This window comes from Micrococcus sp. LASM2_SD2 (genome assembly GCF_057364565.1).
The window spans coordinates 1-6,273 of sequence record NZ_JBNFOB010000135.1 but is presented as its reverse complement, the minus strand read 5'-3'; the positions used below and the strand labels follow the sequence as shown (position 1 = coordinate 6,273).

The 6,273-nt window shown below is 72.6% G+C and carries 6 protein-coding genes and 1 pseudogene; all 7 read right to left on the bottom strand.

The window, feature by feature from the left end; all coding sequences use genetic code 11:
- The coding region (locus AC2W7A_RS08120; protein WP_485990913.1) for a translation initiation factor IF-2 N-terminal domain-containing protein at positions 1-274 on the bottom strand (274 nt) is incomplete at its 3' end.
- A gap of 193 nt (positions 275-467) precedes the next feature.
- Positions 468-761: a YlxR family protein gene (locus AC2W7A_RS08115; protein WP_485990912.1), complete on the bottom strand. Its 294-nt coding sequence runs from the start codon at positions 759-761 to the stop codon at positions 468-470.
- Between the two features lie 201 nt (positions 762-962).
- Positions 963-1,943 carry a transcription termination factor NusA gene (gene nusA / locus AC2W7A_RS08110; RefSeq protein ID WP_485990911.1) on the bottom strand — a complete coding sequence of 327 codons (981 nt, stop codon included), beginning with the start codon at positions 1,941-1,943 and terminating at the stop codon, positions 963-965.
- A complete protein-coding gene (locus AC2W7A_RS08105; RefSeq protein WP_485990910.1) occupies positions 1,944-2,555 on the bottom strand; it encodes a ribosome assembly cofactor RimP in 612 nt (203 codons plus the stop codon).
- 175 nt (positions 2,556-2,730) lie between these two features.
- Positions 2,731-3,483, bottom strand: coding sequence for a TSUP family transporter (locus AC2W7A_RS08100; RefSeq protein WP_485990914.1), 753 nt, complete (start codon positions 3,481-3,483; stop codon positions 2,731-2,733).
- Positions 3,484-3,534: 51 nt separating this feature from the next.
- Positions 3,535-5,360 (bottom strand): annotated as a pseudogene (locus tag AC2W7A_RS08095) (proline--tRNA ligase).
- A gap of 185 nt (positions 5,361-5,545) precedes the next feature.
- The gene (locus AC2W7A_RS08090; RefSeq protein ID WP_485990909.1) at positions 5,546-6,085 is read right to left on the bottom strand and encodes a GNAT family N-acetyltransferase; all 540 of its coding nucleotides are present in this window, start codon (positions 6,083-6,085) and stop codon (positions 5,546-5,548) included.
- Positions 6,086-6,273 lie beyond the last annotated feature (188 nt).

The following is a 6,273-nucleotide window of genomic DNA, read 5'->3' as shown; positions in this document are numbered from 1 at the left end:
CCGGCTTCGGGGGCCGCGGACGCAGGTGACGTGGGGGGCGGCCGGGGGAGGCCGCGGGCTTCTTTGGCTCCGCCGCCGAGGGCTTGGAGCCGGATGCGGCAGCGCCGCCGGCGTTGGAGCCGGCGTAGGCGTTGCGGAGCTTCTTCACGACCGGGGGCTCGATCGTGGAGGAGGCCGAGCTGACGAATTCGCCGAGCTCCTTGAGCTTGCTCAAGGCCTCCTTGGAAGGGATGCCGAGCTCCTTGGCGAGCTCGTGGACGCGGACCTTGGCCACGTTTCTCCTGTTCTGGCCTCCTTAGCGGGGCCGAACGGAGGAGATGTGGTCCTCGTTCAGTCCGCCTTGAGACCGTCGGTGATGTCCCAGGCCGGGGCGTGCATCGGGGTCGACGCCGCCGCGCGGCCTGCCTGACAGCAGGGGGTGATGTTCATCGTTGGGCACTCATGCTTCAGTGCTCATCGGGTACGCATCAGATCTCTGACCCGCCTTCGTCGTCTTGTCTCTTCAGCCGGCGCGCCTCCTCGAACGCCGCGGTGTCCACCCGGGTCCGGAAGGACCGGGCGAAACCGCCGCGGGCGAGGGCGCGTGCCGCGCACTCCGGGTCGCGGTGCAGCCATGCACCGCGGCCGGGGCGGCGACGTGCCTCGTCCCACTGCACGGATGGGGGGTCCGTGCTGCGGTCCAGGGCCACGCGCACCAGCTCTGTCTGATCCGCTCTCTTCCGGCACCCGACGCAGGTCCGCACCGGCGTCTGCGACGTCATGCGGAACTCCTCTGCGCTGCGGGGACGGACCCCTGCATGCAGGGGGTGCCCGAAGGCGGACCCGTGCAAGTCTAGCGCGTCCGCACCGGAATCGCGCCCTCAGGGGACCCGTGCCACACCACGACGACGGCCCGCACACCCGGTCGTGTGCGGGCCGTCACAGCGGGTCGGCCATGCCCGTCCGCCGCCGGGTCTCGGCGCTCAGGCCTGATCGGCCTCCGCGCCGTCGCCGACGATATCGATGCGCCAGCCGGTGAGCTTCGCGGCGAGACGGGCGTTCTGTCCCTCCTTGCCGATGGCCAGGGACAGCTGGTGCTGCGGGACCACCACGCGAGCCGAGTGCGCGGCCTCGTCGAGGATCTTTACGGACACGGCCTTCGCCGGGGACAGCGCGTTGGCGATCATGGTGGCCGGGTCGTCCGAGTGGTCGACGATGTCGATCTTCTCGTCGTTCAGCTCGGTCATGACGGCGCGCACGCGGGTGCCCATCTCACCGATCGCCGCACCCTTGGCGTTGATGCCCGGACGCATGGCCTTCACGGCCATCTTGGTGCGATGGCCTGCCTCGCGGGCCAGGGAGGTGATCTCCACGGCGCCGTCGGCGATCTCGGGCACCTCGAGCTCGAACAGCTTGCGCACGAGGTTGGGGTGCGAACGGGACAGGGTCACGGACGGGCCCTTGGCCCCGCGCACGGCGGAGACCACGTAGGCGCGCAGGCGCCGGCCGTGGCGGTAGTCCTCCCCGGGGGCCTGCTCGGGCGGGGGCAGGACGGCCTCGAGGGTGCCGAGGTTGACCTGGATCATGCGGGCGTTGTTGCCCTGCTGGATGACGCCGGAGACGAGCTCGCCCTCCTTGCCGCGGAACTCGCCGAGGACCTTCTCGTCGTCCACGTCGCGCAGGCGCTGGAGGATGATCTGGCGGGCGGTGGAGGCGGCGATCCGGCCGAAGCCGTTCGGGGTGTCGTCGAACTCGCCGATCGGAGTGCCGTCCTCCTCGACCTCCGTGGCCCAGATGGTCACGTGGCCGCTCTTGCGGTCGATCTCCGCGCGGGCCTGCTTCACGGCGCCCGGCGTACGGTGGTACGCCGTCAGCAGCGCTTGCTCGATGGTGGGGACGAGCTTCTCGAGCGGGATCTCCCGCTCCTTCTCCAGCATGCGCAGCGCGCTCATGTCGATATCCACTTATGCCTCCGTCGGATCTGCCGGGCGGTCGCCCTGACGGGCGGCGCCGGTGGACTGCTGACTTCCGCCCCACTCTACCTGGACGGTGCCGGGCCCCAGCTGCGCGAACGGGACGCGGACCGCGGGCAGCGTCTTGGCGGGCATGCCCTTCTTCGCTCCGGGGCGGTGCTCGGCGAGCTCGACCTCGTCCTCGCCGACCTCGAGCACGCGGGCGGTGATCGGGTCGGCCCCGTCCACGGAGACCTCCACGAGCCGGCCGACGCTGCGCCGCCAATGACGGTGCTCCGTGAGGGGACGCTCGACGCCGGCCGAGGTGACCTCCAGCAGGTACTCCCCCGTACCGACGCCGGGCACGGACTCGCCCTGGGCGTCCAGCGCCGCGGAGACGAGCCCGGACAGCCGGGCCACAGTGTCCATGTCCACACCCTCGGTGCCCTCGGCCCGGTCCACGGTGACCTGCACGGTGGGGACGTCCGTGGCGCCGGTGACGACCGCGCTCTCCACCACGAACCCCTCAGGCTCCACGGCGGCGGCCACGATCTGCTCCAGCGCCTGCTGCGGGGTCCCGGCGGCGGACTCGTTCTGCTCCTGCACGGCGGTGCTCTCCTTCACTTCTCGGGTCCGTCCCGGCGATGATGACCGGGGCGGGACCTGGACACCATACCGGAGCGGGCCGGTTCCCTCCTCGGCGGCTCCTGGAGCCGGCCGCACCCCGCCCCGAAGACTCCCGGAGCCGGACCCGGACCGCTCGGCGTGCTCGGCCGGGCGGCGGCCCGCCCCGTGCCCCTCAACCGAGCAGCGGGGCCAGGGTGTCCCATCCCAGACGCACGATGAGCGCGGCGACCACCACGAGGAAGGCCACGCGGATGAACCCGGTGCCGCGGGCGATGGCCATGCGGGCGCCCAGGTAGCCGCCGGCGAGGTTGGAGACGCCCAGCAGCAGGCCGAGGCCGAGCACCACGTGGCCCTGCGGCAGGAAGAACGCCAGGGCGCCCAGGTTGGTGCAGAGGTTGACGATCTTGGCGGTGGCCGAGCCGTGCAGGAAGTCGTAGCCGAGCACGGTGACCAGGGCGATGATGAGGAACGTGCCGGTGCCCGGCCCCAGGACCCCGTCGTAGAAGCCGATCACGAGGCCGATGAGCAGGGCCCGCACCAGATGCGCGGCACCGGTGAACCTCAGCTGATGGGAGTGGCCCAGCTGCGGACGGACGGCGGTGAAGACGGCCACCGCCACCAGGGCCACGAGGATGACGGGCCGGATGACGGCGGCCGGCAGGACGGCGGCCACGAGGGCGCCGCCGAAGCTCGCGGCCAGCGCCACCGCCGCGGTGGCCCCGGCCGTGCGCAGGTCGGGCCTGACCCGCCGGACGTAGGTGGCCGCGGAGGTGGCCGTGCCGAACACCGACCCCATCTTGTTGGTCGCCAGCGCCTGCACCGGGGTCAGGCCCGGGATGAGCATGACCACGGGCAGCTGGAGCAGCCCTCCCCCGCCGACGACCGCGTCGATCCACCCGGCCGCCAGCCCGGCGAGCACCACCATCAGCACGAGGCCGAGGGTGAGCTCCACCGGACCGAACAGGTCCACCTCGGCTCAGGCTTCCGTGTCGGCGGAGACGGCCTCGGACACGGCCGCCACGACGTCGTCCACGGAGACCTCGCGGGTCTCTCCGGCGGCGCGGTCCTTGATCTCGAGGACACCCGCGGTGAGGCCGCGGCCGACCACGACGGCGGTCGGGATGCCGATGAGCTCGAAGTCCTTGAACTTCACGCCGGGGCTGACCTTGGTGCGGTCGTCCAGCAGGACGCTGAGGCCGGCCTCCTCGAGCTGCGCGGTGAGCTGCTCGGCGTAGGCGTAGGCGTCGGCGCCCTTGGCCGCGACCACCACGTGCACGTCCGCCGGAGCGATCGCCCGAGGCCACACCAGTCCCTTCTCGTCCCGGTAGGTCTCGGCGAGCGCGGCGACGGCGCGGGTGACGCCGATGCCGTAGGAGCCCATGGTCACCACGACCTGCTTGCCGTTCTGGTCCAGGACCTTCAGGTCCAGCGCCTCGGCGTACTTGCGGCCGAGCTGGAAGATGTGGCCCATCTCGATGCCCCGGCGGGTGGTGAGCGCACCGCTGCCGTCCGGGGCCGCGTCGCCGTCACGGACCACGGTGCCCTCGACGACGCCGTCCCAGCCGAAGTCCCGGCCGGCGACGAGGCCGAACACGTGCTTCTGGTCCGCATTGGCGCCGGTGATCCAGGTGGTGCCGGCGGCGATGCGGGGGTCGACCAACAACGGCAGCCCGGACACGGAGCCCTCGGCCCCGAGCACCCTCTGTCCGTCCGGGCCCGCACCGGGACCGATGTAACCTTCACCAGGGAGGGGTGGCAGGCGAGGTCCTCCTCGGTGGCGGCCTCGATGCCGGGCTCTCCGGTCAGCCCCAGGGCCGGGCCGGCGGTGGTCTCGAGGCGCTTGAGGTCCACGTCGCGGTCGCCGGGGACGGCCACCACGAACTGGCGGCGCTCTCCGCCGTCCAGCACCGCGGTGAGCACCACGCACTTGAGGGTGTCGCCAGCGGTCCAGGGGCCGTCGTCGCGGGGGTCCAGCTCGTTGGCGACGGACACGAGGGCGGCGATGGTGGTGGACTCCGGGGTGTCCTTGACCTCGGCGGAGGGCAGCGCGGCCATCTGTTCCTCGGACATCGGCTCCGGGGCCACGGAGGTCACAGCCTCCACGTTGGCGCGGTAGCCGCCCGGGGACTCCACATAGGTGTCCTCGCCGATCGGCGAGGGGTGCAGGAACTCCTCGGAACGGGAGCCTCCCATGGCACCGGCGGTCGCCTCCACGGCCACGACCTCCAGGCCGAGACGGGCGAAGATCCGCTCGTACGCGCCGCGGTGGGCCTCATAGGCCTCCTGCAGCCCGGCCTCGTCCACGGTGAAGGAGTAGGAGTCCTTCATGATGAAGTCGCGCACGCGCAGCAGGCCGGCACGGGGGCGGGCCTCGTCGCGGTACTTCGTCTGGATCTGGTACAGGTACGCCGGCAGGTCCTTGTAGGAGGAGAAGTGGTCCTTCGCCAGGAGGGTGAACATCTCCTCATGGGTGGGGGCCAGCAGGTGGTCGTTCCCGCGGCGGTCCTGCAGGCGGAAGATCCCGTCCCCGTACTCGTCCCAGCGCCCGGTGGCCTCGTAGGGCTCCTTGGACAGCAGCGCAGGGAAGTGGACCTCCTGGCCGCCGATGGCGTCCATCTCCTCGCGGACGACCGCCTCAACCTTGCGCAGCACACGCAGGCCCAGCGGCAGCCAGGTGAAGGTGCCGAAGCCGGCGCGGCGGATGTAGCCGGCGCGGACGAGCAGCCTGTGGCTCGCGACCTCGGCGTCGGCCGGGTCGTCGCGCAGGGTCCGGAGGAACAGGGTGGACATGCGCAGTGCCATGCGTGGGACTCCTTCGAGTCGTGCGGGGGCCCGCCCGTCTCGCGGGCACGGGGGATTCTCCGGGCGATCCTATCGCCCGGACAGGGCGCGGGCCGACCCGTCCCGGCCTCCCTCCCCGGCGCAGCGCCGCGCCGCCCGCACTCTGCGACCGGCCGGGACCGCCGCCGAGAACCGGACGGCGACCCTCAGTACAGCACCGTGGCGAACGTCCCGACCTGCTCGAAGCCCACCCGCGCATAGGCGCGCATGGCCGGCTCGTTGTACGCGTTGACGTAGAGGCTCACCGCGTCGGCCGTCCTCGCGGCGTACTCCACCACGGCGGCCATCGCCGGTGCGGACAGTCCCTCGCCGCGGCGGTCCGGCCGCACCCACACGCCCTGGACCTGCACGCAGTCCAGGCTGAGCCCGCCGAGGTCCGCCTTGAAGGCGGGCAGCGCCCCGGGCTCCTCCCCCGGCTCGATCAGGACGCGGCCGGTCTGGATGAGCCGGTGGATGCGGTCCCGGTACGCGGCGGCGCCCTGCCGCAGCGGGGAGAAGCCGAGCTCCTCCTCGAACATCGCCGCGGAGGCCGGCAGGACCGTGTCCAGGTCCGCGGGCCGGGCCTGCCGCAGCGTCGGGCTCGCCCGGACAGAGCCGTCGCCCCGCGCCACCATCAACGGCTGGTCCGGGCGCACGGAGCGCGGCCGGTGGCCACGGGCGCCGAGCATCGCCTCGATGCCCAGCACCTGGTCCGCCGGGCCGTAGAGGGAGCCGAAGCGACGCCGCAGCGCGGCGGCGGCCCTGCCAGGGTGAGGGCGTGGCGGGCGGCGCCGGGATCGCCAGGGGCACTACGTTCGACCCCGACCCAGGCGACGGCGCGCAGCGGGGCCTCCGGGCCGTCGTCGGGGTCCACGACGCCGAGGAAGCAGGTGCC